Here is a 24,286-nt window from a genome sequence, read left to right on the forward strand (position 1 = left end):
GCACGCACCCATCCGGCCCTAACGGTCGTTTGGGTGGGGCGTGGTAGGCTGTGCCCAATAGGCCGAATCGGCCCCTCCCCCACCATGACTGACACTGCCAAACCCCGCCGCGAGCAGATTCTGGACTCGGCCAGCCGCCTCTTTTCCGAGCGTGGGTACCACGCCACGAGCATGCGTGACCTGGCGGGCGAACTGGGCATGCAGGGCGGCAGTCTGTACGCGCACATCGCGTCCAAGGAGGAGCTGCTGATCGAGATCGTGAACCAGGCGTCGCGGCAGTTCGACGAGGCGCTGTTCACGCTGCGTGGCGAGCCCATGCGCGCCGACGAGAAGCTGCGCGAGGCGATGTTCCGGCACATCCGGGTGGTGGCGGACAACATGGACAGCGCCACCGTGTTCTTCCACGAGTGGAAGCACCTGTCCCCCGAGGCGTACGCCCGCGTGACCGGTTGGCGCGACACCATCGACGGCTTCTACCGCGAGCTGGTCACGCAGGGCCTGGAGGAAGGGACGTTCCGCGCGGATCTGGACGTGAAGATGACGGCGTACCTGATCCTGTCGGCGGTGAACTGGGCGTACACGTGGTACCGCCCGGGCGGCTCCATGAGCCCGCGTGAGGTGGCCGATCAGTTCGCGGAGATGCTGCTGTCGGGACTTCGCGCATGAGCAACCCGACGGTGACGGTCCCGATCCGCGAGGCACTGCGGTACGCGCAGGGGCGCGCCGAGCGGCTGGCGCGCACGCAGCAGCTGGAGATCGGCGAGGACCTGTTCATCCGGATCGCGCCGGGCGGGCGGAAATTCCTGCTGTTCTGCCTGGACGGCGAACCGGACCGGGGCGTGGCCGAGGGCATCGCGGCGGCGCTGGGCCTGCGCCACCCGGCGTATGGCTGGCATCAGGGCGCGACGCTGCGGTCCCTGACGGTGATCGAGGAGGGCGCGGCGGACGTGCCCGAGGCGCCGGCCGACCCGAACGATCCGGACGCCGCCTGAGTGCAGCGGGCAGTTCGGAAGCAACCCGGCCCATGGCGGGAAAGGGCGGACGTCGCATGAGACTTCGTGAGAAGTCAGTCAGCTGACCCTCACACATACTTCACACCTGCCCCCTAGGGTGAGCAGCATGAAGAAAGCTGCCCTTCTGCTGCTGCCCCTGGCCATGGCCTCCTGCAACTACCTCGGGATTCCCGACGGTGACGTGTCCGGCAACATCCTCGGCACCCAGCCCGGCGGCACCATCCGCATGGCGCTGCGCGGCATGACCCTCAGCGGCGTGCAGACCCCCGCCCTCGACCAGGGCAACCTCGGCACGCTGAACCCCGAGAAGCGCGTGTACGCCATCAGCTTCCCCAACACCCCCGAGGACGGCGCGTACGAACTGTTCGCTTACGTGGACGGCGCGGGCAGCACCCCCAACCGCTTCGACAGTGGCGAGCAGCGCTCCAGCGTCCGCACCTTCGTGTACTCCCAGAACGGCGCGGGGGACAAGAGCGGCAAGGACCTCCTGAACCTCAAGCCCGGCTGGACCCTCATGAACGGCCTGACGCCCGGCAAGAACGGCGCGCCCTTCACCAGCATCGACCTGACCTGGTAAGGAGCGCACAACAGGGAGGGGCCGGTCACTGAACGCGACCGGCCCCTCGCCCGTTCACGTCAGTTCTTGGCGCTGCCCTCGAAGGCGGCCTTGAACTTCTGCAGGTCCTCGGCGATCTGCTGGCTGGGTTCCTCACCGAACAGCTTGGCGACGGCGGCGCCCAGCGGCCCGGCGGGCGGACGGTAGGACAGCGCCACGTGCACACGCGTGCCACCGTTCGGCAGGGACTCGAACTGCACGCTGCCCGCGTTGTCCACGGTCGCGCCGGGCAGGGAGTGCCAGCCGATGCGCTGGCCGGGCTTGTCGTTCACGATCTCCGCTTCCCACTCGACGTGCGTGCCCAGCGGGGCCTTCGCGACCCAGCGGCTGCGCTTCTCGTCCAGCGCGGTGACGCTCTCGAGGTGGCTCATGATCTGCGGCAGGTTCTCCAGCTTGCGCCAGAAGTCGTACACGGCCTGCGCGGGGCGGTCGATGACGACGCTGTGCTCCACGAAGATGGGCTTGGCAGCCACGGCGTTGCCGCTGAGCCCGGCGGCGGCCATCACGGGGTCGTTGCCGGTCGCGGCGCGGTAGGCGAGGTACCCGCCGACGGCGGCCATGCCCAGGCCCAGCACGCCGCGTTTACGCAGGCCCATCAGCAGCAGGGCGCCTCCGGCGGCTCCGCTGATCATGCGGTTCTGATCCATTCCTGTGGTGTTCGTCATGGTGATTCCCTCCGTGGGGGCAGTGTATGAAGTGCAGTGTGGGCGCGCGTGAAGCCTCACCCAACGAAGATTAAGGCCCGCCTGCGGACCGGGCGGGGGCAATTGACCTTACGGGAATTCAGCCCGGGTGGTTCCCGCCGTCATGCGCGTGCTGATCGGTGATGGCGTCGGTCGCGGCGCGGTCCTGGGGGTTCGCGGGACCGCCCACCACGTCGGGCGTCAGGTTGGTGTTCGCGCCGTGCGTGGCGTGATCGCTGCCCGTGTGGTCCTGCGCGGTTTCGGGCGTGCTCTGCGGTTGTGGATCGGTCATGCCTCATCCTTCGCGCATCGGCAGCTGAGCGGGTGTGCCGGGCCTCAGGGCGCGTTTAGACCTGCGCGGACCGCGTGGACCGAAGGGCGGCGCGGGACGGATCGTCTGCGCCGATGCCGCGCGGGGTGGGGGCTGCTCTATGCTGGCCGCCATATGCGTGCTCCCGCTGCTGGCCGTCTGGATCCGTTGTCGCTGGGGGCCATCCTGGTCACGATCGTGTTCTGGGCGTCGGCGTTCGCGGGGATCCGCGCGGGGCTGGAGGCGTTCTCGCCGGGGCACGTGACGCTGTACCGCTTCCTGGTGGCCAGCTTGGCGCTGGGCGTGTACGCGCTGGCCGCGCGGATTCCGCTGCCCCCGCTGCGGGACCTGGGGCGGATCGCGGGGCTGAGCTTCTCGGGCATCACGCTGTACCACGTGTGCCTGAATTTCGGCGAGGTGACGGTCCCGGCAGGCACCGCTAGCCTGATCATCGCGGCGGGGCCGGTCATCACGGCGCTGCTCGCCACGCGCTTCGCCGGGGAGCGGCTGAACGCGCTGGGCTGGCTGGGCACGCTGGTCAGCCTGGGGGGCGTGGCGCTGATCGTGCTGGGCGGCGGGCAGGGGCTGAGTTTCACGCGGGGGGCGCTGCTGATCCTGGCGGCGGCGCTGTTCACCAGCCTGTACTTCGTGTTTCAGAAGCCGCTGCTGGCGCGGATGAATCCGCTGCATTTCACGGTGTGGTCGCTGATCACGGGGACGGTACCCATGCTGGTGTTTCTGCCGGGGTTCGGGGCGGAACTGCGCGCGGCGCCGCTGGACGCGCATCTGGCGATGGTGTACATCGGGCTGTTCCCGGCGGCGCTGGCGTACCTGACGTGGACGTTCGCCCTGTCGCGGGTGGGGGCGGGCGTGACGACGTCCTTTCTGTACGTGTCGCCGGTGTTCGCGGTGCTGATCGCGTGGGCGTGGCTGCGCGAGGTGCCCACCCTGCTGACGCTGGTGGGGGGGCTGGTGGCGGTGGCGGGCGTGGTGCTCGTGAACACGCGTGGTCGGCCCGCGCCGGTACCCGTTCCGGACGCGGCGCGTGAGGTGAAGGCGTGAGCGGGGAGCCCGTCACGGACGCCCCGCTGGCCGTGCAGGACGTCACGGTGCGACTGGGCGGCGAGGTGATCCTCGGCGGCGTGACGCTGGACGTCCGCCGGGGCGAGTTCCTGGCGTTGATCGGCCCGTCGGGCGGGGGCAAGAGCACGCTGCTGCGGGTACTGGCCGGGCTGCTGCGGCCCGAGTCGGGGACCGTGCATATCGGGACGCCGCCCGCGCTGGTCTTCCAGGATTACCGGCTGCTGCCGTGGCGCACCGCGCTGCGGAACGTGCAGCTCCCCGCCGACCTGGGGGCCGGGGGTGGCCTGACTGCCCCGGAGGCCCTGAAACTGGTGGGCATGGACGCGTACGGGCCGTACTTCCCGGCGCAGCTGTCGGGTGGGATGCGGGCGCGGGTGGCGCTGGCGCGGGCGCTGGCGCAGAGCGGGGACGTGCTGCTGCTGGACGAGCCGTTCGCGGCGCTCGACGCGCTGGTCCGCGAGCGGTTCAACGCCGAACTGCGGCACCTGCACGAGAAGACGGGCCGGACGACGGTACTCGTCACGCACTCGATCCGCGAGGCGGTGTGGCTGGCCGACCGCGTGGCGGTGCTGCGCGGCGGGCGGATCGTGGAGGTGCTCGATACGCGCGGCGAGGGCCGCGTGAGTGCGTACACGGACGGGCTGGAGGCGCACCTTCGCGCCGTGCTGGGCACCGGGGATTCCACGCGGCTGCGGGTGGACACCCGCGCGGAGCGCAGCGTGACGTGGCTGCTGCCCGCGCTGGCGGTGGCGCTGGCCGGGGTGGCGTGGCAGTTGGGCGCGTCGGCGCTGAACCAGCCGTTCCTGCTGCCCACGCCGGGCGCGGCGTGGCAGGAGGGGGTCCGCACGACCCCGGCGCTGCTGGCGGCGTTCGGGGTGACCGTGAAGACGGCGCTGATGGGGACGCTACTGGGCGCACTGGCGGGTGTGCTGATCGGGTACCCGCTGGCGCGCTGGCGGGCGCTGGAACGCTTCCTGAGCCCGTTCATCGTGGCGTCGCAGAGCACGCCGATTGTGGTGCTGGCGCCGCTGCTGGTGTCGTGGCTGGGCTTCGGGTTCCTCCCGGCGGTGATCGTGTCGGCCCTGAGTGCCCTGTACCCCATGCTGGTCGCCACGCTGGTCGGCGTGCGGGAACTGGAGGCCACCTTCCACGAGCTGTTCAGCACCCTGCGTGCCTCGCGCTGGCAGCGCCTGACGCGCCTGGAATTTCCCGGTGCGCTGCCCGTGCTGCTGGGCGGGCTGCGGCTGGCGGCCAGCCTCGCGCTGATCGGGGCGGTCGTGTGGGAATTCGTGGACCCGAACCAGAAGGGCCTGGGGCTGGCGGTGCAGGTGGCCGGGACGTACCAGAACAAGGCCGGGCAGTTCGCGGCCATCGCGCTGCTCATCGGGTACGGGGTGCTGGTGTACGCCGTGATCACGGGCCTGGAACGGCGTGTGATGCGCCGCCGGGGTCGGTAGGCGTTCACCCTCACGCGCGGGCGTGGCGGGCGGTACGCTGGCGCGCATGGAGAGACCGCTGGTGTGTGTGGGAGCGCTCGTATGGGGCCGGGACGGCCGGGTGCTGCTGGTCCGCACCACGAAGTGGCGCGGACTGTGGGGCGTGCCCGGCGGCAAGGTCGAGTGGGGCGAGACACTGCTGGACGCCGTGCAGCGCGAATTCCGCGAGGAGGTCGGCCTGCGCCTGGAGGACGTGCAGTACGCGCAGACGCAGGAATCGGTGCTCAGCGAGGAGTTCCACAAGCCCGCGCACATGCTGCTCGTGGACTTCCTGGCGACGACCGGGGATCACGACGTGAAACCGAACGAGGAGATCGAGGAGTGGGCCTGGGTGCACCTGCACGAGGCGCACGACTACCCGCTGAACGCCGTGACCCGCTCGCTGGTGGCCCTGGCCCTGCGGCAGGGCGAGGCGTGACCGTCCCCCCCGGCACGGCGCTCGTGACGGGCGCGGCGCGCGGGATAGGGCGGGCGCTGGCGGTCGCGCTAGCCGCCGAGGGCCTGGACGTCGCCGTGCACTACCGCGCCAGCCTCGCCGACGCTGAGGAAACGGCGCGCCTGTGCCGCGAGCGGGGCGTGCAGGCCGTGACGCTCCGGGCGGACCTGACGGTGCCCGCGCAGGCCCGCACGCTGGTCCGCGACGCGCACGCCGCGTTCGGGTCGGGGCTGGCGGTCCTCGTGAACAACGTCGGGAACTACGTGAAAGCCCCGCTGCTGCACACCACCGACGAGCAGTGGTCGGACATGCTGAGCAGCAACCTGACGTCCGTGTTCGCCACCAGTCAGGAGGCCGCGCCGCTGCTGCGCGACCGGGGCTGGGGCCGCATCGTGAACCTGGGGTACGCCGGCGCGTCGGCGGGCGTGGCCCGGCCCGCCATCGTGCCGTACGTGATCGCCAAGGCCGGGGTGCTGCACCTGTCGCGGGCGCTGGCCCTGACCCTCTCGGGCAGCGGCGTCAGCGTGAACGTCGTCAGTCCCGGCGTGATCGAGACGAGCGTCAGCCAGCCAGTCCGGGAGATCCCGGCGGGACGGGTGGGGACGGTCGCGGAACTCGTGGAGGCCGCGCTGTTCTTCGTGCGCAGCAGCGACTACGTGACCGGGCAGGAACTGGAGGTCGCGGGCGGCTGGCACCTCTGATACGGATTCCGTTCGTTTCGCCGACAGATCGGAACACCACCGATCTGCCAACTTCACGTCCGGAACCCGTTTCTCTCCTACTCGCTCTGCTCTGGTTGAAAGTTCTTGCAAACCTTTCAACCGGAGTCCGTATGACCCGGACTCCGGCGAAGCGGTCTGCCTTCTCGTCCAACCAGAGTTCAGGTCCGGGGGGCACGCACGGCATTCGAGTGATTCCAAAACATTCGGAGTCGCCCGGTGGCCCCCTCACCCTTCCGTCGCTTCGCTCCTCCCTCCCTCTCCCACAGGGGGAGAGGGGACAACGGAAGGCAATCACGTTGGAAGCAAATCAATTTAATCCCGTATGAGAGGCAGGGGGTCGAGGCCGCGCATGAGCCGCGCGAGGTCGTTCAGGGTGCCGGGGCAGGTTCCTCATCCACCCGGTGGGCTGAAGTGCTGGGGCAGCGTGTTCTGAGTCCGACCTCAAACTTTGCTCATGATCGGAAGATATTGGCTTGCAATTGAAATGCCAGGTGCCAGTTTTTTGATCACATGCGCGAATAATCGTCACCCGGTCAGATGAGAGAAATGAGTTGGCTATCGAGAAGCTGGAGGATTTGCGCCAGCGTCCCGATATAGCAGACGGGTCTTTTTATCGTCCGGTTGTCAGTTTTCTGTCATTTTTGTACTCCCGACTGACAGAATTCACCCAGCCGCCTTGACGTTCATCCAAGACGGACAGACCTGCGCGTATCATCTCTGAAGTTCCCAATATCGCTTGACAGCGCCATACCCGCCGTGCACAGCACGGCACTACTCCCATACTGTCTCGGTCCCGGAACTGTCCCAGGAGGTCGCCACCATGAACGCACGCACCACTACCCTCGGTACCCTTGCACTGACCCTGCTCCTCGCCGCCTGCGGCAGCCAGCAGGCCGCCCCCACCACCGACGTCATCTCCCGCGGTCAGACCAGCGCGCCCCTCCTGGGCACCACCAACCCCGAAGCGATCCCCGGCCAGTACATCGTCGTGTTCAGCGACGGCGCCGCCGCCGACCTCAGCAGCCAGAGCGCCAGCGGCCTGATCAGCAGCCTGGGCCTCGACGCCCAGGGCGTGCAGGTCCTGCAGGTGTACGGCGCCGCCCTGAACGGCTTCGCCGCGAAGCTCAGCAGCCAGAACCTCGCCCGCCTGCAGGCCGACAAGCGCGTCAAGTACATCGAGCAGGACGCCAGGATGCACATGACCGCCACCCAGACCGGCGCCACCTGGGGCCTCGACCGCATCGACCAGCGCAACCTGCCCCTGGACAGCAGCTACACCTACAACAGCACCGCCAGCGGCGTGAAGGTGTACATCATCGACACCGGCATCAACACCGCGCACACCAACTTCGGCGGGCGCGCCATCTGGGGCACCAACACCACCGGCGACGGCAACAACAGCGACTGCCAGGGCCACGGCACGCACGTCGCGGGCACGGTCGGCAGCAGCACCTACGGCGTCGCCAAGGGCGTCACCCTGGTCGCCGTGAAAGTCCTGGACTGCAGCGGCAGTGGCACGAACAGCGGCGTGATCGCCGGCGTCAACTGGGCCGTGACGAACAAGGGCACGGCAGCCGCCGTCGCCAACATGAGCCTGGGCGGCGGGGCCAGCCAGGCTGTCGACGACGCCGTGAACAGCGCCGCGGGCAAGAACCTGATCATGGCCGTCGCGGCGGGCAACGAGAACCAGAACGCCTGCAACGTCTCCCCCTCCCGCGCCGCCAGCGCCATCACGGTCGGCAGCACCACGAACACCGACGCTCGCAGCTCCTTCAGCAACTACGGCAGCTGCGTGGACCTCTTCGCGCCCGGCAGCAACATCACCAGCACCTGGATCGGGTCGACGACCGCCACGAACACCATCAGCGGCACCTCCATGGCTACCCCGCACGTCGCGGGCGCCGCCGCGCTGCTGATCGCCGCCGGGAACACCACCAACAGCGCCGTGACCAGCGCCATGATCAACAACACCACCCCCAACAAGGTCACGGGTGCCGGCACCGGCAGCCCCAACCGCCTGCTGTTCACCGGCAGCGGCACGGTCACTCCCCCCACTGGCACGACCACCACCTACACGGGCACGGTCAGCGCCGGCACGGCGAGCTACAAGCCCGGCACCGCCGGCTTCAGCTACGCGGGCGGCACCCTGAAAGCCACCCTGAGCGGCCCCTCGGGCACCGACTTCGACCTGTACCTGCAGAAGAAGAACAGCTCCGGCACCTGGAGTGACGTCGCCGCCAGCGAGAGCGGCACCAGCAGCGAGAGCATCAACTACGCCGCCGCCAGCGGCACCTACCGCTGGGAAGTGTACGGCTACAGCGGCAGCGGCAGCTACACCCTCGTCGAAACCAAGTAATCCCTCCAGTCGGGGATCAGGTGTACGCGCCTGATCCCTGATTCGCGTCCCCCTTCCATTCCCTTTCCCGGAGGTTTCATCATGTTTAAACCCCTGCACGCCGCGCTGACCGCCCTGGGCATCCTGGCCCTGAGCGCCTGCTCCACCCAGACCGCCCCGCAGGCCACGCTGCCCGAGGAGACCCTCACGGTCACCGGCACCGAGAAGGCCTTCACGGACACCATCGGCAGCCAGATCGTGTACGGCACGGTCACGAACGTCACCAACCGCCCCTATCAGGTGAGCGTCACGCCCAGCACCGAACTGTCGGGCGGCTGGTGCGGCGGCACGCTGATCAGCTCCACGTGGGTCCTGACCGCCGCGCACTGCGTCGCGGGCTACAGCGCCAGCCAGATGCGCGTCCGCGCCGGCATCAACGACCTGACCACCACCAGCGGTCAGCTGCGCACCGCCGCGCAGATCGTCCGTCACCCCAACTACAACAGCAGCACCTACGCGTACGACATCGCCCTGATCCGCGTGGGCACCGCGTTCACGCTGGGCAGCACCGTGGCGACCGCCGCGCTGCCGAACAACACCACCGAGAGCGTGCTGGACGTGAACGGCAAGTCCGCCACCGTCAGCGGCTGGGGCAGGACCGAAACCGGCGCGTACAGCAACCGCGCGCTGCGCGAGGTCACCATCCCGATCACGCCCACCGGCAGCGACTGCGGCAGCCGCCCCAGCAACACCATCTGCGGCAAGTACGACGCCGGGAAGGACTCCTGCAACGGCGACAGCGGCGGCCCGCTCGCCGCGCGCTACAACAGCAAGTTCTACGTGCTGGGCATCGTGTCCTACGGTCCGGCCGAGTGCCGTGGCTACGGCGTGTACACCCGCGTGAACGGGTACATCAACTGGATCAACAGCTACACCGGCGTCACCGCGCAGTAACGACTCTGACATGCAGGCCCCCACCGCGCGTGGGGGCCTTCGCCGTGCCCGCGCGGGGCGCTCTATGCTCGGGGTATGGATTTCCCGACGACCTGCCCGCAGTGCGCGCACGTGAACCGCGCGGAGTTCGCGGACAGCAGCGTGCACGACCTGCGCTGCGCGCGGTGCGGCGCGCGGTACTGCGTGCTGGTGCGCAAGCAGAAGTTCGAGGTGCTGTTCGACCTGGGCACGCGGGCGCTGATGGACGGCTACGCGCGGGAGGCGGTCGCGAGTTTCGCGGCGGCGCTGGAACGCTTCTTCGAGTTCTACGTGCGGGCCTTCGCGCTGGAGCAGGCCGCCGGGCGCGAGGGGTCGTTCGAGGACGCCCTGTCGGCGCTGGACGGGACGTGGCGGCACGTCTCCAGTCAGTCCGAGCGGCAGCTGGGCATGTTCGCGCTGGCGTACCTGCTGCGCGAGGGCCGCGAACCCGACTTCCTGACGCCCAGAGGCCTGGGGACCGATTTCCGCAACCGCGTGATCCACCGTGGCGCGCTGCCCACCCGCGCGGAGGTGGACGCCTACGCGGCGGGCGTGTTCACCCTGATCGACCGGCTGCTGACCGAACTGGGCACGGGCGCGGCGCACGCGGAACTCGTACAGGAGCAGACGTTCGCGGCGCACATCCGGGATCTGCCACCGGGCGTGACGGTGGTGTTCGAGGAGCATCCGGGCATGTTCCGCGCGCGGCGCTTCGGGACGCTGTCCCCCATCCCGAAGCCGGACAAGGCGCAGCTGCAGGCGTCGCAGTCGGGGTCGGGCGTGAACGACGCCCGCGCGTTCCAGCAGGCGCTGTTCGAGCGGGCGCTCGCGGAACGCGGCTCGCTGCTGCGCGGCTTCAAGAGCTCGACCTGATCCGCCGCTGGCAAGCGTGCCGGTGTGTCATCTGCGCGCGGGCGGCGCGGGACCGGGGGGTATGCTGCCCGGGTGACCCTGTGGACAGTGCTGATTCCCGTCGCGGCCGGACTGGCGCTGGCCGCCCTGTGGTGGGTGGGCAAGGCCATGCTGGAGGGCGCGCGCGAGGGCCTTCAGGAAGCGGACGCCGAGCTGGCGCAGGAACGGGCCGAGCGGGACGCCCAGGCGGCCCTGGAGGCCGACGCCCGGCGGGCCGAGGTCGAGGCGGCCGCGCTGGCCCTGAGTGACGCCGACCGCTTCGCGCTGAACCTGCGGGCGCCGTTCACGTCCCTGTGGCTCGACATCTTCGAGACGGCCACGCACCGGCCCGCGACGTACTTCTATCAGGTGACGCCGCCCGGCGAGACTCCGCAGGCCCGCCAGGAGGCCCTGCGGGAACTGGCGGCGTCCCTGGAGTCCGGGTGGGGCGTCACGGATCACGCGTCGGCGATGTCCAGTCTCGCGTGGCTGCTCGGCGGGGGCGGCCACCACGAGCCGTACCAGCAGGTGCGCCGCGCCCTGCACGGTCAGGACACGGCGGGCCTCGATCGGCGGCACGTGAAGGTCGTCCGCCAGTGGGAGCCGGAGGTGGGGGACGTGGGCGGCCTGGCCTTCGACCTCGCCCGGGCGGCGGACATCGCCGCGCAGGGCGTGGCGCTGGGGTACCTGAGCGACCGGCAGGGCTGGCAGGTGCTGGGCCAGTGCCGTCAGGTGGCGCGGGAGGCGCCGTTTCGCGACTGGGCGCACTACGGCCGGAGTTTCCAGGCGGGCGCGGCCTTCTGGAACGCCAACCCGGTCCGCAACCGGGGGTACGCCGACGCGGTGAAGGCGCTTCTGACCCGTGACGACAGCCCCTGGCGCCGCGACCCCTGGCCGCCGCCCGGCCAGCCGCTCGACCGGGGTCTGGCGGCGGTGGGCACGGGCAGCGAAGCCTCGGCCCTGAACTGAGCCCCGGGGCCGGGGTTGGCGTGGTGCGGACGCTTCTCTACACTGCGTCATGGTTGGAACCGGGGAAGATCGGCGTCGTCTGGTGCGCGTGGCGCGCGGTGAGGAGCGGGGCGACCTGCTGGTGCGCGGCGCGCGGGTGGTGCAGCCCGCCACGCGCGAGGTGTTCGAGGCGGACGTGCTGGTCGCGGACGGGCGCGTGGCGGCGCTCGGGGGCGGGTTCCAGGCGGCGCGGGTCGTGGAGGCGCGCGGGGCGTTCCTGGCGCCGGGCTTCATCGACGGGCACGTGCATATCGAGTCGAGTCTGCTGACCCCGGCGGGGTTCGCGGGGGCGGTGTTGCCGCGCGGCACGACCGGGGTGGTGGCCGAGCCGCATGAACTGGTGAACGTGCTGGGCGCGGGCGGCCTGGAGTGGATGCTCGCGGCGGGCCGGTCGTCGGGCCTGCGGGTGTGGGCGTCGGCGCCGTCGTGCGTGCCCGCCAGTGAGTTCGAGCGGGGCGGCGCCGTGATCGGGGCCGAGGAGACCGCGCGGATGCTGCGCGTGCCGGGCGTGCTGGGCCTCGCGGAGATGATGAACTATCCGGGCGTGCTGGGCGGCGATCAGGGCGTGTGGGCCGTGCTGGAGGCCGGGCGGGCGTCGGGCCTGCGGCTGGACGGGCACGCGTCGGGCGTGCGGGGGCGGGACCTGATGGGGTACGCGGCGGCCGGGCTGCACTCGGATCACGAGGCGACGACGCCCGAGGAGGCCCGCGAGCGCCTGCGCGCCGGGCTGTGGCTGATGGTCCGCGAGGGCTCGGCGGCGCGGAACCTTGGCGCCCTGCTGCCAGTGCTGCGCGACCGCCCGCGCCGGGCGATGCTCGTCAGTGACGACGTCAGCGTGGACGAACTGCTGGAGCTGGGGCACCTGGACCGCCTGCTGCGGATGTGCGTCTCGGGCGGGCTGCACCCGGCGGACGCGGTGGCGCTGGTCACCTGCAATCCGGCCGAGTACTGGGGGCTGCACGACGTGGGGCTGGTCGCGCCGGGGTATCACGCGGACTTCGTGCTGCTGCGCGACCTGCAGGGTTTCGAGGTGCTGGAGACCTTCGTGGGTGGTCAGGAGGCCCGCGCGGGGACCGTCACCCCTCCCCTGCCGGGCGGCGGCGTGAACCTGGGGGCCGGGTGGGCGGCGGCGACCTTCGAGGTGCCCGCGCACTGGCCGGTCATGCAGGTCAGCGCGGATCAGATTACGACCGGGGTGGGCGCGCCGGGCAGCGGGGACGCGCGGCTGGTCGTCGCGGACCGCTATGGGCGCGGCGAGTGGTCGGCCTGCCTGACGTCCGGCACCGGACTGCGCGGGGCGACGCTGGGCATCAGCGTGCTGCACGACGCGCACCACGTGGCGTTCCTGGGCGGATCGGACGACGACGTGCGCGCGGCGGGCCGGGCGCTGGAGGCGCTGGGCGGCGGGATCGTGCTCGTGTCGGGCGGCGAGGTCCGCGCGCAGCTGCCCCTGCCGTTCGCAGGCCTGATGACGGACCTGCCCCCCGCGCAGGCGGCGGCGGCGCTGGGCCGCGTGACCGCCGCGTGCCGCGCGCACGGTTGCGTGCTGCCGTACCCGGTCACGACCCTGGCGTTCCTGGGCCTGACGGTCATCCCGGCGCTGAAGCTCACGCCGCGCGGGCTGCTGGACGTGACGGCGTGGCAGCTGCTGCCCCGTGACGCCGCGCCGCTGACCTGACCGCCGCGGACTGCTTCGACCCGGCGGGAAGGAAGCGGCGCTGTCCAGTTCCCCCGCCTGTCGGGGGATAGGTGAGCGCCGGGTCAGCCTCTAGACTGGCCTGCCTTGCGCGCCCGCACCTCCCGCACATCCGAACGCCGCATCACAACCCGCCGCGCGGCCCGCCAGCCGCTGAAGACGCGGCTGTGGCTGCTGCTGGCGCTGCTGCTCACGCAGGGGCTCACGCTGCTGGTCGCGCTGGTCGGGCAGCAGCAGCTCAGCGGTCAGGCGCAGCGGGCGCAGGCGCAGGCGGCGCTGGAACAGCTCGTGCGGGTCACGTCCGACAACGTGCAGGGGTACCTGCGTTCGGCAGCGCAGATCGTGCAGGTGAACCGCACGAACGTCCAGTCGGGCCTGCTCAGCGCCGACGACCCGTCGGGCACCCTCACGAACTTCCACGCGCTGCTGGACAACGTCCCGCAACTGAATGGCATGCTGGTCGGCCACGCGGACGGCCGCTTCACGTTCCTGCGCCGCGACGGTCCCGGCGACACCGGCCGGTACTCGCGGGTCATCGAGGTCCGCCCGCAGCGGCGCGTCACGACCACCCGCTACGACGCGCGCGGCCTCCCCACCAGTCAGAGCAGCGCGCCCAGCGACTACGATCCCCGCACGCGCCCCTGGTACCGGCAGGCGCAGGCGCAGCCCGGCAGGCTCGTCTGGACGGAACCGTACGTGTTCGCGTCGTCGCAGCAGCCGGGCGTGACGGTCGCCGCGAGTGCCGCCGCGCCCGGCGGGACCGTCGTGGTGGGCGCGGACGTGCAACTGCGCCAGCTGGCCTCGTTCCTGCAGGGCCTGCAGGTCAGTGCGCGCGGCCGGGCGTTCGTGACCGACGCCGGCGGGCACGCCATCGCCGCCAGCCGCGAGTGGCCGGTCACGGTCCAGGGCCGCGTGCCGCTGCTGCGCGAGGTGGCCGACCCGGCCCTGCGCGCGCTGCTGGACGACCGCAGCCGCCTCACGCCGGGGCGCGGCACGCACTGGTTCCAGGTGGGCGGCGAACCGTACGGGGTGGTCCTGCAACCCTTCGAGGTGCAGCCCGGCGTCACCTGGACCGTCGGGGTGTACGCCCCCACCGCCGACTTCCCCGGCCCGGCCCGGCCGCGCCCGCTGGCGTTCGTGCTGCTGATCAGTCTGGCGGGCAGCCTGCTGGCGTGGCTGCTCGTGCTGCGCGCCACGCGGCCCATCGAGGCCCTGCAGCGGCAGGCGACGACCGACCCGCTGACCGGCCTGCCCAACCGCGCGAGTTTCCTGGCGCAACTGGAAGAAACCCGCGCGGGCGGCGGGCTGCTGGCCGTGGCGATCTTCGACCTGGACGGCTTCAAGAGCGTGAACGACACCTTCGGGCACCACGCGGGGGACGAAGTGCTGCACGCGGTCGGCGCGCGGATGCTCGCGGCGCTGCGCGCCGGGGACACCCTGGGCCGCCTGGGCGGGGACGAGTTCGCGCTGCTGGTGCAGGCCACCTCCCGCGAGGAGATCCGCCTGCGGGTCGAGGGAGCGCTGCAGGCCATCGCGCGGCAGCCGGTCGTGGTGGACGGCGTGCCGCACGACCTGAACGCCACGGCCGGACTGGCCTTCCACGAGGCGGGACGGGGCGGCACCGTGGGCCAACTGCTGGCCCGCGCGGACACCGCCCTGATCCGCGGCAAACGGCGCGGGAAGGGCCGCGTGTGGCTGGACGGCGAGGTCACCATGCCCACCCTGTTCCGCTGACAGCAGAGCGAGCACCTGACAACACCAGCGGTTGGAAGTGGAATTGAAGGGCGTGGTGTTGGCCCCAGGGTGGAACTGGAAACCGCTGTGAACGCCCCGCCCCCGCGTGGCATGCTGGGAAGCATGACGCAACAACTGACGGTGCAGGTACAGGGCTTCGGAGAGATTCAGGCGAACGCCGGGGAGCGGCTGGTGCTGGCCCTGGAACGGGGCGGCGTGGACGTCCTGCACCGCTGCGGCGGCGTGGCGCGCTGCACGACCTGCCGCGTCAGCTTCCAGGAGGGCGAACCGGACGCCATGACCGCCGCCGAGTTCGACAAGCTGACCGAGAAGGACCTGCTGGGGCAGGCGCGACTGTCCTGCCAGATCGAGTGCGTGCCCGGTATGAGCGTCACGCCCCTGCAGACGGCCAGCAGCAGCGGCCTGGAGCCCGGCAAGGCTCCCGCCGAACAGATCGAACCGGACCCGGTGTGGACCACCCGGCCCGGCGCGTCCACCGAGGGCTGATACGGACTCCGTCTGTTTCGTTCATAGATTGGAACACCACCGATCTGCCAACTCCACGCCCGGAACCCTATGTTCTCCTCCTCGCTCTGCTGCGCAGCTCTATGAGTCCGCTCGGGTTGAAAGTTCTTGCAAACCTTTCAACCGGAGTCCATATGATCACCCGGCGGTCGGGACGTCCCGGTCGGTCGCGGGGGGGCCAGCGGGTCGGTGGTGGCCGACGTGAAGCGGTCACTGCCGCACGCGCAGGCCGCCAGTGCGCCCGCGTCCTGCTGTCCCGACGCGTCGCGGGTGGTGCCGCAGCCCAGGCACGCCAGTGCGCCGCTGACGGCCTCGCCAGGCTGCACGATCCTGGGGGGTTCGAGGTCCCAGGGCGGCACGACCGGCAGTCCCGGCGGGGCGTCCTGCGCGTGGGTGAACACGGTGAGGTTGCCGTCCTGCTCGAAGTACGCGCGTTGCACCTCGCCCAGCTGCCGGACGCCCTGGGCACGCAGGCGTTCGAACAGGTCCTCGCGGCTGAGGTTCGACGCGCTCAGCGCGCGGCCACTGAGCACCCCGTCCCGCACGAGTTCCACCGGGACGCCCTCCATGAAGGTCTCGACGCGTTCACTGCGGATCACCAGCCGCGCCATCAGCGTCTGGAAGCCCACCACGACCGCCATGACCAGCATGGCGTGCAGCAGCGGCACCTCCGGGTAGAACATCGGGTCCCCGGCAGCGGACCCCAGCCCGATCACGATGGCGAGTTCCAGCGGACTCAGCTGCGCCAGTCCACGCTTCCCGGTGAAGCGCAGCAGCAGCAGCAGCCACCCGAAGATGACGGTCGTGCGGAAGACGATCTCCAGCAGGAACAGCGGCGGTGTGTCCCCCAGGAACATCCGCGCCCAGTCGAAGGGCACCACCTCAGCGCTCATCGGCCCCCCCGGTGGGCAGGCCCAGCCCGGCCAGGATGCGGGCGCGGTCCCAGCCGGTCAGGTCGGCCAGCCGCGCCAGGGTCCGCTCGAAGTCGGGGCCGGGCCCGGCGGTTCTCAGCTGCTGCCACAGGGCGTTGCGAAGCCGCAGCCGGTCGGTCTGCGTGCGGAATTCCATGCGGGCAGTGTAGGTCGCGCGCCCCGCACGCGGCGCCGGGGGAATCCTTCATGCCTGCCTTCACCCGGCGCCCACATGCGGCGGGAGGGAAACGGCCCGTGACCACTCCCCTCCCTCACCGGTGTGCCCCGGATCAGTTGTGCTGCGAGGCCTGCCAGCGTTGCGCGGCGGGCGCGGCGTCGCTGCTGGCGAGCAGCGCGACGAGCTGGCCGTCGCGGTGGGGGCTCAGGAGGAGGGTCTGCCCGGCGTAGCTGAGCAGGATGCTGCCCAGGTCCCCGCGGTTCAGGTGGTGGCTGGCGGTGGCGGCGGCGGTCACCATGAAGCGGGCGTACATCGCGAAGCTCTCGGACAGTTCCGGCCCGAAGTGATCCTGGCGGTCACCGTCGGCGTCGTACAGCGTGGCGCCCAGCACGCCGCCGACCCGGTCGAGTCCGGCCAGCGGACCGCTGTGCGCGGGCGCGGTCGGGGCGGGCGTGAACGCCGGCTGCGCGGGGGTGCCCGGCGGGGGCTGGAATGCGGCGGGCTGCGCCGGGGTCGGCACGGGCGTGGGCTGCACCGGGGTGGACGGCGCAGGAGTGGGCTGCGTGGGGGTGGGTGCGGGCTGCGCCGCCACCGGGACCGGCTGCGCGGGCGCGGGCTGCATCGGACTGGGCTGCACTGGGCTGGGTTGTGCTGTGCTGGGCTGGGCTGGCGCGGGCTGCGGTGCGCCCGCCTGCGCTGCTGGGGCGGCCCCGCCACGCTGGGCGCGGGCGTCCAGGGCCGCCATGACCTGCGGTTCGATGGCGGGCAGCAGTTCAGCCGGCGTGAAGGGCTTGCGCAGCACGCCGCGCGCTCCGGCCTGCTGCGCGTCGCGCTGCGTGACCTCGTCCACGATGCCGCTCATGAGCATCACGGGGACGTTCAGGCCGCGGTCGCTCATGATCCGGGTGAGTTCCAGACCGCTCATGCCGGGCATCAGGATGTCGGCCAGCACGAGGTCCGGCAGGGGTTCGAGGCTCTCCAGGGCGTTCTCGGCGCTGTCGGCCATGCGGATCAGGTAGCCCTGCGGGGCCAGGATGCGTTCCAGGGCCTTGCGGACGCTCACGGAGTCGTCCACGACCAGAACGGTGATGGGTGGGTTGATGTCAGCTGGGTTCATGAGGCCTCCAGGGCGGATTGGTGCGGAGCGGCGTGGGCGTGGTCCTCGTGCACGGCCGCCTCCATGAGCAGGCGGGCGGTGGGGACCGTCACTCCCCGAGGGTACGCGTCCAGCGGGTCCGGGGACATGAGATGAAAGCGGAAGCTGCCGGGCGCGCGGGCGCTGAGCAGGTGCGTGACCGATTGCGGAGCCGTGCGGTCGCCGCATTCGGCGTCGATGATCTCACCCCGGCGCAGCACCAGGTGGGCGGGTTGCGCCGCGTCGATCAGCAGCAGACCCGAGAGTTGCAGGTCCTGCGCGCACAGCAGGATGTCGGTCAGGGGCAGGGTGCTCAGTTCGCCGCTCAGCGCGGCGGCCTCCGGGTCGTGCCATCGGGGCGCGGTCGCGCCGCCCAGCACCTGCAGGGCGCGGGCCAGCGCCTCGGGCGCGGTGCGTCCGGCGGGGACGGGCACGTCGAAGGGTCCGCCGTAGCGGGCGGGGCGCTGCGCGCCGGGAATCAGGACGATGGTCTGCGCGGTGGCGGGGTCGTCGCGCAGGATTTCGTGCAGGTCGGCGGGGCTCAGGTCTTCCAGGGCCGGGTCGATGGTGACCAGGACGGGTTGCTCCCGTTCGATCTGCGTGAGGGCGTGCAGGCCTCCGGCGGCGGTGGTGGCGCTCCAGCCTGCGGCCTCGATCAGCGCGGCGTGCGACAGGGCGCGTGACAGGTGGGGGGACACCACCAGGCAGGCGGCCCCGTCGCCCAGGGTCATGCGCGGACCCCGGCGGCGAGCAGGGCGTCGAGTCGGCGGTGCAGCAGGCGTTCCTCGGCGGGTTTGGCGAGGTAGTCGTTCGCGCCGAGTTCCATGGCGAGCTGCTGGTGTTTCTCACCGGCGCGGGTGGTCATGATGACCACGGGCAGCCCGGCGTGGGCGGGGCTGGAGCGCACGGCGCGCAGCAGTTCGAAGCCGTTCATGCGGGGCATTTCCAGGTCGCTCAGGAGCAGGTCGGCCTGCTCGCCCGCCAGGAGGCGTTCCAGGGCTTCCTGACCGTCGCTGGCGGTGGCGACCTGGTACCCGAAGCGTTCCAGGCTGCGGCCCACGTGGCGGCGCACGCTGAGGCTGTCGTCGACGAGCAGGATGCGTCCGGCGCTCTGGGTGGCGGCGCTGGTCGCGGTGCGCTGGGCGGCGCGGGCGCGGCGCAGTCCGGCGGGGTTCAGCACGGCGACCGGGTACGCCTGGCCGTGCTCGTCGTTCAGGGTGGTCATGCCGCTCAGGTACTCCAGGGGGCTCAGGAGGTTCCCGGCGGGGCGCAGCACGATTTCCTCGATGCTCTGGAATTCGTCCACGATGACGTGCAGGGTGCCGCCGTCCGCTTCGGGGACCGACAGGCGGGCCACGTAGCGGGTGGGGGCCGGCGTCTCGCCCCACAGGGCGCTGAGGTCGACGCTGCCGTGCGGGGCGTCGCCGTCGAGGACGGTCATGCCCTGCACCTGACTGGCGAGCACGGCGACGCGGGCATTCCCGGCGCGCAGGACGAGCACGTCGGTGATCTGCTGCGCGACCGGGACGTGCAGGGTGGTGGCGGTGCCCTGGCCGGGAGCGCTGCTGATGCTGACGCGGCCGCCCAGGCGGGTGATGGCGTCGCGCACGGCGTCCATGCCGACGCCGCGTCCGGCTTCCTGCGTGACCTGCGCGGCGGTGCTCAGGCCGGGCAGGAACACCAGTTGCGCGGTCTGCTCGTCGGTCATGACGTTCAGTTCCCCGGCGCTGAGGTGCCCGGACTGCAGGGCGCGCTGGCGCAGCGCCTCGAAGTTCAATCCCCGTCCGTCGTCGCGCACGGTGACGTGCAGGTGCCCGTCGGAGACGTGGGCGTCCACGCCGACCTGCAGCAGGGCGGGTTTGCCGTGCGCGGCGCGTTCCTCGGGGCTCTGCGCGCCGTGCACGGCGGCGTTGGTCAGCAGGTGCAGCAGCGCCTGTCCGAGCGGCGCGGCGTACTGCGCGTCGATCAGGCTGTCCTCGCCGGTCACGGTGAGTTTCAGGTCGTCGCGGCGTCCGGCCCAGCGGTGCAGGGGCGCCGTGACGCGCTCCAGCGGGACGAGGCGGGCGCGGCTGAGTTCCACGCGCAGCTGACGCGTGAGTTTTTCCAGGCCGGTCAGTTCGTCGCCGAGCGTGCTGATGGCCTGCGCGGTCTGCGCGCGGACCTCCACGAGGTCGGCGCTCAGCTCGGTCACGGCCCGCGCGAGGATGTTCAGGTCGTCGTAACTGTCGAGTTCCAGCGCGCCGAAGTCCGCGAGTCGGTCCTGCAGTCCCAGGTCCGTGCCGGGCCTGGCCTGACCGGGCAGGCGGTCCAGCGGCACCCCGGCGCTGGCCCCGCCGGGGGTCAGGTTGGGGTTCAGGTAGCGTTCCTCGAAGTCGCGGACGGTGCGCTGCACGCGTTCGTGCGCGGCGTCGAGGCTGCGGGCGATCTGCTGCTGGCGCAGCAGCACGCCGTTCAGGCGGGCGCGGGCGGCGACCAGTCCGGCGACGTCGTCGAGCATGCCGTCCAGGCGGCCGCTGTCCACGCGGACGCTCAGGCGCGCCTCGGGGACGGGCGTGACTGCCGCCTCGGGCGTGGGGATCAGCGTGGCGGGGTCCTGTCCGCTGAGCAGCGCGGCGACGGCGGCGCGGTAGCCCTGGATGCGCAGCTGCGGGGATTCCCGGACCTGTCCCTCGGCGTGCGCGAGCACGAGATCCACGACGTTCAGGCCGTCGTCGATCAGGGGCAACGCGCGGTCCAGGGTGACGGCGTCCTCGCGGGCGGCGCCCAGCAGGTCCTCCATGGCGTGCCCGACCTCGGCCATGTCACTCAGGCCCACCATGGCGCTGCTGCCCTTCAGGGTGTGCGCGGCGCGGAACAGCGCGGTCAGGTCGGGCGTGTCGGCGTGCAGGCCGCTGCGCAGCGTGGCGGCCAGTTCAGCCGCTTCCGGACCGAAGTCCTCCCAGATGGCGGCGTTCACGACCGCGAAGGGCGGTTCCTCCTGGGTGTCGCTGCGGGCCTGCCGGGCCTGCAGCGCGAAAGGCTGGGTGCGCAGCAGGTCGGTCACCTGGGCGGGGCCGCCCAGTTCGGCGAACAGCAGGCCCACGTCGCCCTCGCTCTGGCCCTGTTCGATGCGGTTCAGGGCCTGCCCGAAGCAGGTGTTGGCGCGTTCGAGGATCTCCGTGAGGATCGGCACGGCGTCGTCGGTGTTCAGGTGCGCGCGCCCTTCCATCAGGCGTTCGAGCAGCGCGGCGAGCGCGGCGGTCTGCGGGTGGCCGTACAGGCCCGCCGTGCCGTGCAGGCGGTGGCTGAGGACCCACAGGGTGTCCAGGGCGCGGGGGCGGTCGTCGGGGACCCACAGGTCGACGGTGGCGTCCTCCAGCCCGGCGGCGACGCTGCGGGCGTCCTGCAGGTAGGTGGCGGTCAGTTCCGGGTCCATGACCGGGGAGTTGAGGGACGTCACATCGGCTCCTTAGGGACTCAGCTGGGAATCTTGAAGCGCGAGAGGCTCTGCAGCAGGTTCTGCGCGAGGTGCTGCAGGCGGCGGGCGGCGGCGCGGCCCTGCTCGACGCTCTCGTTGGAGCTCTCGGCGACCTGTCCGATCTGCTGGACGGCCTCGCTCACCTGTTCGACGCTGCGCACCTGTTCGGTGGTGGCCGTGTTGATGCGCTCGGCGAACTGCGCGGACTCGGCGGCCAGTTTACCCAGCTGCTCGATGCGTTCCCCGGCGACGGCGGCGACGCGGTACCCCTGTTCCACCTCGCGGGTGTTGTCTTCCACGCTGGTGACCACTTCCGTGATTTCCAGCTGCACCGTGCGGATCAGGCTGGCGATGCGCGCGGTCGCCTGCGCCGAGGAGTCTGCCAGCTTACGCACTTCGTCTGCGACGATCGCGAAGCGGCTGCCGGCGGCCCCTGCACCGGCCGCCTCGATGGAGGCGTTCAGTGCCAGCAGGTTGGTCTGGCTGGACAGGCGGGAGATGGTGTCGACGATTTCCTGAATTTCCAGCGAGCGTTCCCCGAGGGTCTTGATGCGCCGGGCGACGCCCTGCACCTCGCGGCGGATGTTCTGCATGCCGTCCAGCGTCCCGAGCACGGCCTCGCGACCCTGCTGGGACGCTTCCAGTGCCTGCCGGGCGGATTCGGCGCTCTGCTGGGCGGCCTCGGCCATCTCGCGGAAGCCGTCGGTCACGGCGCGTACCTGGTCGGCCACGCGGCGGGTTTCCTGGGTGGTGGTGTCGGCGCCCTTCACGATCTGGTCGGTGGTGGAGAGCATGTCGCGGCTGGCGTCCGTCACGGACATGGAGGCCTTCTGCACTTCCCCGAGCACCTGCCCCAGCTCGTCGACCATCAGGTTGATGGAGTCCACGACGTTGCCCAGCACGTCGTCGGTGACGACGCCACGGCGGGTCAGGTCGCCGCCCGCGATGTCCATGGTGACGTCCAGGAACGAGCCGATGTTGTTCTGCAGTTTGGCGGCCTCGTCACGTTCGGCGACGTTCTTCTCCTCGTTCACGCGCAGCTGGCTGGTGGCGTTGTTGAAGGTGTAGGCCATGTAGCCCAGCTCGTCGCGGGTCTGCACGGGCACCACGACGTTCAGGTCCCCGCCGGACACGGCGCGGCTGGCGCGGGTCAGTTCCGAGAGGGGCTTGACGATGGCGCGCGACAGGCGGATCAGCAGCGTGAACGCGATGACCAGCGCCGCGATGATGGCGATCAGGGACAGCAGACGCTGACGCTGGGTGTCCTGCACGCGCTGCTGCAGCTGGCTGGCGAGCAGTTCGTTCCCGGTGTTGAACGCGGCCCCGACCTGCAGCAGCGCGCTGTTCTGGATGCCCTGCAGGTCGACGCCGTTCAGGTTGCCGGCCTCGATGGCGCCGCCCAGGTCGGCCAGGGCGGGGGTGACGGCGTCACTGAGTTTCTGCGCGACCTCCCCCATGGCCTTGCCGGTCTCGGGGTCGGCACGGATGATGCGGTCCACGCTGGAGTTGTAGGACGACAGGGCTTCCTGCAGGCTGACGTTCAGGTCGCGCAGCACGTTCAGGTAGGCGCTGTCGTCACCGGCTTCACGGCGTCCGGCCTCGGTGGTCAGCGCGGCGAGGTTCATCCCGGCCGAGAGGCGCGGCAGGATGCGCAGGGTGGCTTCCATGGTGTGGAAGGACTCCGCGACCGGGTCGAGCATCAGGCCGGACTGGGTGAGGAGGTCCTCGCTCAGGTCGCGCTGGTAGGTGTTGAGCAGCTGCGCGTACGTCTGCAGGATGGCGAGGTCCGGCTGCGTGCCGATGGAGTCCGGGAGGGTCTTCCAGTCGCGGCGCAGCGCCTGGACGCGTTCGCGGTATTCGGGGGCGACCTGCGCCTCGAGCTGGTCGATGGCGCGGTCCACCCGGCGGCGGCCTTCTCGGCGCCGGCCTGGTCACCGCGCAGCGCGGTGGTGACGAACCCCGCGAGGTTGTTGTTGATGTCGCGCAGGGGCGCGAACTGCTGCAGACCGCTCAGTTCGCGCTGCGTGAAGCTGATGTTGCCCTGCTGCGTGACGAGCAGGCTGCTGACGAGCACGGTCAGCGGGATCGAGAACGCGAAGGCGGCCAGTGAGAGTTTCTGACCCACGCGCAGCTGTCCCAGCCAGCCGACACGCTGGGCGTTGGTCTTGCGGTTGGCGCGGCGCTGCGCGCGGTTGACGGGGACGGTTCCTTGCATGGGTGAGCCTCCGGACGGGGAGCGGGGAGAGGGGCGGGAAGGGGGGGGGCGGTGGGGGGGGTCAGCCGAGGTGGTCGCGCAGGTCGCGGGCCAGGGCGGCCGGGTTCAGGAGGGGGCCGCCGGGCACGTCGAGCAGCAGGGACGAGCCGGGGGGTGGGGTGGGGACGCTGCTGACGCCGTACACCTCGTCGACGAGCAGCGCGACGCGTTCGCCTTCCAGGCTGGTCAGGACCATCAGACGTGCGGTGGTGGCCGGGTGGCCGAGCAGGGGCGCGAGGTCCAGCAGCGGCACGGCGCGGCCCTGCAGGGTGGTCAGGCCGCGCAGCAGCGGTTCGCCGTGCGGGAGGGGGGCGAGGGGGCCGACCTCCGCGATGGTCTGCTCGCCCGAGAGGGGCAGCGCCAGGCGGGTGTCCTGCACGCGGACGAGCAGCGCGTCGGGCATCAGCCGATCAGTCGGCTGACGACGCCGAGCACCTGTTCGGGGGTGTAGGGTTTGACGATGTAGTCGTCGGCGCCCTGGCGCAGGCCCCATTTCACGTCGGTCTCGTTGCCCTTGCTGGACACGAACACGACCTTCAGGGCTTCCATGCCGGGCTGGCGGCGCAGGCCGCGCACGACCTCGTAGCCGTTGCGGCCGGGCATGACGACGTCCACGAGCAGCAGGTCGGGGCGCAGCTGGTCGGCGACGGCTTCCACCTGGGCGGGGTCGTTCAGCGCGGTGACGCTGTGGGGGGTGCCTTTCAGGGCGGCTTCCATGAATTTCAGGTCGGCGGGGGAGTCGTCAACGATCAGGATTCGGGCCATGGTGGGTTCCTTTCCGGGCGCGCGGGGTGAGGTGGGCGCGCCGCAGGGTGCAGAGGATACGGGAGG

At 71.3% G+C, this 24,286-nt stretch carries 25 protein-coding genes; 14 read left to right on the plus strand and 11 right to left on the minus strand.

Going from position 1 to position 24,286, the window contains the following annotated elements:
- Nucleotides 1-84 precede the first annotated feature (84 nt).
- The 3 genes from EXW95_RS07875 to EXW95_RS07885 all read left to right on the plus strand — a co-directional run bounded on the left by EXW95_RS07875 (nt 85) and on the right by EXW95_RS07885 (nt 1,590).
- The gene (locus tag EXW95_RS07875; protein WP_174366981.1) at nt 85-666 is read left to right on the plus strand and encodes a TetR/AcrR family transcriptional regulator; all 582 of its coding nucleotides are present in this window, start codon (nt 85-87) and stop codon (nt 664-666) included.
- Nucleotides 663-992, plus strand: coding sequence for a hypothetical protein (locus tag EXW95_RS07880; RefSeq protein WP_174366982.1), 330 nt, complete (start codon nt 663-665; stop codon nt 990-992). Before EXW95_RS07875 ends, EXW95_RS07880 begins: the two co-directional genes overlap by 4 nt.
- 127 nt (nt 993-1,119) lie before the next feature.
- Nucleotides 1,120-1,590: a hypothetical protein gene (locus tag EXW95_RS07885; RefSeq protein WP_217449180.1), complete on the plus strand. Its 471-nt coding sequence runs from the start codon at nt 1,120-1,122 to the stop codon at nt 1,588-1,590.
- Nucleotides 1,591-1,649: 59 nt separating this feature from the next.
- On the opposite strand, the gene EXW95_RS07890 is transcribed toward EXW95_RS07885, so the two are convergent.
- Entirely contained in the window at nt 1,650-2,294 is a 645-nt protein-coding gene (locus tag EXW95_RS07890; protein WP_174366984.1) for an SRPBCC family protein, read from the minus strand.
- Between the two features lie 118 nt (nt 2,295-2,412).
- A complete protein-coding gene (locus EXW95_RS07895) occupies nt 2,413-2,604 on the minus strand; it encodes a hypothetical protein (protein ID WP_174366985.1) in 192 nt (63 codons plus the stop codon).
- A 153-nt stretch (nt 2,605-2,757) separates the two neighbouring features.
- Here EXW95_RS07895 and EXW95_RS07900 point away from each other — a divergent pair, with 153 nt between their 5' ends.
- The 11 genes from EXW95_RS07900 (at nt 2,758) to EXW95_RS07950 (ending at nt 15,502) form a co-directional block, all read left to right on the plus strand.
- Nucleotides 2,758-3,684, plus strand: a complete 927-nt coding sequence (locus EXW95_RS07900) for a DMT family transporter (protein ID WP_174366986.1) — start codon at nt 2,758-2,760, stop codon at nt 3,682-3,684.
- Complete coding sequence (locus EXW95_RS07905) at nt 3,681-5,162, plus strand: ABC transporter permease subunit (RefSeq protein ID WP_174366987.1); 1,482 nt, start codon at nt 3,681-3,683, stop codon at nt 5,160-5,162. The genes EXW95_RS07900 and EXW95_RS07905 overlap by 4 nt, the downstream gene beginning before the upstream one ends.
- A 46-nt stretch (nt 5,163-5,208) precedes the next feature.
- Nucleotides 5,209-5,619 (plus strand): NUDIX domain-containing protein, encoded by a 411-nt coding sequence (locus EXW95_RS07910; protein ID WP_174366988.1) that lies wholly within the window; start codon nt 5,209-5,211, stop codon nt 5,617-5,619.
- Complete coding sequence (tmpR, locus tag EXW95_RS07915; protein ID WP_174366989.1) at nt 5,616-6,338, plus strand: bifunctional dihydropteridine reductase/dihydrofolate reductase TmpR; 723 nt, start codon at nt 5,616-5,618, stop codon at nt 6,336-6,338. The genes EXW95_RS07910 and tmpR overlap by 4 nt, the downstream gene beginning before the upstream one ends.
- 841 nt (nt 6,339-7,179) lie before the next feature.
- The gene (locus tag EXW95_RS07920) at nt 7,180-8,715 is read left to right on the plus strand and encodes a S8 family peptidase (protein WP_174366990.1); all 1,536 of its coding nucleotides are present in this window, start codon (nt 7,180-7,182) and stop codon (nt 8,713-8,715) included.
- An 81-nt stretch (nt 8,716-8,796) separates the two neighbouring features.
- A complete protein-coding gene (locus tag EXW95_RS07925; RefSeq protein ID WP_174366991.1) occupies nt 8,797-9,648 on the plus strand; it encodes a serine protease in 852 nt (283 codons plus the stop codon).
- A 75-nt stretch (nt 9,649-9,723) separates the two neighbouring features.
- Nucleotides 9,724-10,539 carry a hypothetical protein gene (locus EXW95_RS07930; protein WP_174366992.1) on the plus strand — a complete coding sequence of 272 codons (816 nt, stop codon included), beginning with the start codon at nt 9,724-9,726 and terminating at the stop codon, nt 10,537-10,539.
- 72 nt (nt 10,540-10,611) lie between these two features.
- The gene (locus EXW95_RS07935) at nt 10,612-11,526 is read left to right on the plus strand and encodes a DUF1266 domain-containing protein (protein ID WP_174366993.1); all 915 of its coding nucleotides are present in this window, start codon (nt 10,612-10,614) and stop codon (nt 11,524-11,526) included.
- 49 nt (nt 11,527-11,575) lie between these two features.
- Nucleotides 11,576-13,243 (plus strand): adenine deaminase, encoded by a 1,668-nt coding sequence (locus tag EXW95_RS07940; protein WP_174366994.1) that lies wholly within the window; start codon nt 11,576-11,578, stop codon nt 13,241-13,243.
- A gap of 105 nt (nt 13,244-13,348) precedes the next feature.
- Nucleotides 13,349-14,995, plus strand: coding sequence for a diguanylate cyclase domain-containing protein (locus tag EXW95_RS07945; RefSeq protein WP_174366995.1), 1,647 nt, complete (start codon nt 13,349-13,351; stop codon nt 14,993-14,995).
- Nucleotides 14,996-15,118: 123 nt separating this feature from the next.
- Complete coding sequence (locus EXW95_RS07950; RefSeq protein ID WP_174366996.1) at nt 15,119-15,502, plus strand: 2Fe-2S iron-sulfur cluster-binding protein; 384 nt, start codon at nt 15,119-15,121, stop codon at nt 15,500-15,502.
- Nucleotides 15,503-15,639: 137 nt separating this feature from the next.
- On the opposite strand, the gene EXW95_RS07955 is transcribed toward EXW95_RS07950, so the two are convergent.
- The 9 genes from EXW95_RS07955 to EXW95_RS07995 all read right to left on the minus strand — a co-directional run bounded on the left by EXW95_RS07955 (nt 15,640) and on the right by EXW95_RS07995 (nt 24,220).
- Nucleotides 15,640-16,413: a DUF421 domain-containing protein gene (locus EXW95_RS07955; protein ID WP_174366997.1), complete on the minus strand. Its 774-nt coding sequence runs from the start codon at nt 16,411-16,413 to the stop codon at nt 15,640-15,642.
- Entirely contained in the window at nt 16,403-16,588 is a 186-nt protein-coding gene (locus tag EXW95_RS07960) for a hypothetical protein (RefSeq protein ID WP_174366998.1), read from the minus strand. Before EXW95_RS07960 ends, EXW95_RS07955 begins: the two co-directional genes overlap by 11 nt.
- A gap of 133 nt (nt 16,589-16,721) precedes the next feature.
- Nucleotides 16,722-17,726, minus strand: a complete 1,005-nt coding sequence (locus EXW95_RS21160; protein ID WP_174366999.1) for a response regulator — start codon at nt 17,724-17,726, stop codon at nt 16,722-16,724.
- On the minus strand, nt 17,723-18,475 hold the full coding sequence (locus tag EXW95_RS07970) for a DUF4388 domain-containing protein (protein WP_174367000.1): 753 nt from the start codon (nt 18,473-18,475) through the stop codon (nt 17,723-17,725). Before EXW95_RS07970 ends, EXW95_RS21160 begins: the two co-directional genes overlap by 4 nt.
- A complete protein-coding gene (locus EXW95_RS07975; protein ID WP_174367001.1) occupies nt 18,472-21,183 on the minus strand; it encodes a hybrid sensor histidine kinase/response regulator in 2,712 nt (903 codons plus the stop codon). The genes EXW95_RS07970 and EXW95_RS07975 overlap by 4 nt, the downstream gene beginning before the upstream one ends.
- A 17-nt stretch (nt 21,184-21,200) precedes the next feature.
- Nucleotides 21,201-22,901, minus strand: coding sequence for a methyl-accepting chemotaxis protein (locus EXW95_RS07980; RefSeq protein ID WP_371810176.1), 1,701 nt, complete (start codon nt 22,899-22,901; stop codon nt 21,201-21,203).
- A 29-nt stretch (nt 22,902-22,930) separates the two neighbouring features.
- The gene (locus EXW95_RS07985; protein WP_174367002.1) at nt 22,931-23,416 is read right to left on the minus strand and encodes a hypothetical protein; all 486 of its coding nucleotides are present in this window, start codon (nt 23,414-23,416) and stop codon (nt 22,931-22,933) included.
- Between the two features lie 61 nt (nt 23,417-23,477).
- Entirely contained in the window at nt 23,478-23,858 is a 381-nt protein-coding gene (locus EXW95_RS07990) for a chemotaxis protein CheW (RefSeq protein WP_174367003.1), read from the minus strand.
- A complete protein-coding gene (locus EXW95_RS07995) occupies nt 23,858-24,220 on the minus strand; it encodes a PleD family two-component system response regulator (protein ID WP_174367004.1) in 363 nt (120 codons plus the stop codon). Before EXW95_RS07995 ends, EXW95_RS07990 begins: the two co-directional genes overlap by 1 nt.
- Nucleotides 24,221-24,286: the final 66 nt, after the last annotated feature.

The sequence above is a fragment of the Deinococcus sp. JMULE3 genome (genome assembly GCF_013337115.1).
Classification (GTDB): Bacteria; Deinococcota; Deinococci; order Deinococcales; family Deinococcaceae; genus Deinococcus.

Coding starts and splice junctions, on each gene's coding strand:
- EXW95_RS07940 (WP_174366994.1), top strand. CDS start 11,576: ATGGTTGGAACCGGGGAAGATCGGCGTCGTCTGGTGCGCGTGGCGCGC.
- EXW95_RS07930 (WP_174366992.1), top strand. CDS start 9,724: ATGGATTTCCCGACGACCTGCCCGCAGTGCGCGCACGTGAACCGCGCG.
- EXW95_RS07885 (WP_217449180.1), top strand. CDS start 1,120: ATGAAGAAAGCTGCCCTTCTGCTGCTGCCCCTGGCCATGGCCTCCTGC.
- EXW95_RS07980 (WP_371810176.1), bottom strand. CDS start 22,901: ATGCTCGACCCGGTCGCGGAGTCCTTCCACACCATGGAAGCCACCCTG.
- EXW95_RS07950 (WP_174366996.1), top strand. CDS start 15,119: ATGACGCAACAACTGACGGTGCAGGTACAGGGCTTCGGAGAGATTCAG.
- EXW95_RS07960 (WP_174366998.1), bottom strand. CDS start 16,588: ATGGAATTCCGCACGCAGACCGACCGGCTGCGGCTTCGCAACGCCCTG.
- EXW95_RS07985 (WP_174367002.1), bottom strand. CDS start 23,416: ATGCAAGGAACCGTCCCCGTCAACCGCGCGCAGCGCCGCGCCAACCGC.
- EXW95_RS07895 (WP_174366985.1), bottom strand. CDS start 2,604: ATGACCGATCCACAACCGCAGAGCACGCCCGAAACCGCGCAGGACCAC.
- EXW95_RS07880 (WP_174366982.1), top strand. CDS start 663: ATGAGCAACCCGACGGTGACGGTCCCGATCCGCGAGGCACTGCGGTAC.
- EXW95_RS07955 (WP_174366997.1), bottom strand. CDS start 16,413: ATGAGCGCTGAGGTGGTGCCCTTCGACTGGGCGCGGATGTTCCTGGGG.
- EXW95_RS07995 (WP_174367004.1), bottom strand. CDS start 24,220: ATGGCCCGAATCCTGATCGTTGACGACTCCCCCGCCGACCTGAAATTC.
- EXW95_RS07925 (WP_174366991.1), top strand. CDS start 8,797: ATGTTTAAACCCCTGCACGCCGCGCTGACCGCCCTGGGCATCCTGGCC.
- EXW95_RS07990 (WP_174367003.1), bottom strand. CDS start 23,858: ATGCCCGACGCGCTGCTCGTCCGCGTGCAGGACACCCGCCTGGCGCTG.
- EXW95_RS07910 (WP_174366988.1), top strand. CDS start 5,209: ATGGAGAGACCGCTGGTGTGTGTGGGAGCGCTCGTATGGGGCCGGGAC.
- EXW95_RS07920 (WP_174366990.1), top strand. CDS start 7,180: ATGAACGCACGCACCACTACCCTCGGTACCCTTGCACTGACCCTGCTC.
- EXW95_RS21160 (WP_174366999.1), bottom strand. CDS start 17,726: ATGAACCCAGCTGACATCAACCCACCCATCACCGTTCTGGTCGTGGAC.
- EXW95_RS07890 (WP_174366984.1), bottom strand. CDS start 2,294: ATGACGAACACCACAGGAATGGATCAGAACCGCATGATCAGCGGAGCC.
- EXW95_RS07970 (WP_174367000.1), bottom strand. CDS start 18,475: ATGACCCTGGGCGACGGGGCCGCCTGCCTGGTGGTGTCCCCCCACCTG.
- EXW95_RS07900 (WP_174366986.1), top strand. CDS start 2,758: ATGCGTGCTCCCGCTGCTGGCCGTCTGGATCCGTTGTCGCTGGGGGCC.
- EXW95_RS07875 (WP_174366981.1), top strand. CDS start 85: ATGACTGACACTGCCAAACCCCGCCGCGAGCAGATTCTGGACTCGGCC.